The organism is Mesorhizobium sp. BHbdii (genome assembly GCF_053848045.1).
This window is the reverse complement of record NZ_JBSPKX010000174.1, coordinates 1-476: the sequence shown is the minus strand read 5'-3', so window position 1 is coordinate 476 and position 476 is coordinate 1. Positions and strand designations below refer to the sequence as shown.

The following is a 476-nucleotide window of genomic DNA, read 5'->3' as shown; positions in this document are numbered from 1 at the left end:
GGCCTCTGGCTGATCGGCACCATGGCCGGTCTCAGCTCCGTCGGCGCCTCGCTGTCGGCGACATCGAGCGGCCTGCCGCAGACGCTGGCCATGCCGGGCTCCCTGGCGATGGCCGATCCGGTGAAACAGCATTTCCTCAGATCTTCGGCGCCGTTCGTGCTGGCCAATGCCCATGGCGGCGCGCAGGCCTTGCACGATCATGCCGTGCAATGCGGCGCCACTTGCTTCAAGCTGGCCCGTGTGAGCCCGCTGGGCGAGAAATCCGCGCGCCTCGCGGCCCATGCAAAGCCGGAACAGCCAATCTTGAAGTCGAAGGCGCAGGAGCGTTTCGAACGCATGGAAGCGTCGCTGTCGCCGACCAAGCTCACCGCCGCCTTTGCCGGCGCCGGCAAGCCCGTCGCCATGGCCGACGCCCGCCCGGTGATTTCCAAGGCCGCGCCGCAGATTACCGAGGCGTCGCTGGTTCCGTCAGTCCA

1 pseudogene is annotated in these 476 nt (G+C 67.9%); it reads left to right on the top strand.

What is annotated here, in order from left to right:
* Window positions 1–90: 90 nt before the first annotated feature.
* Window positions 91–476: pseudogene (locus tag ACWTU8_RS32475) on the top strand (DUF2778 domain-containing protein); the annotation flags it as partial.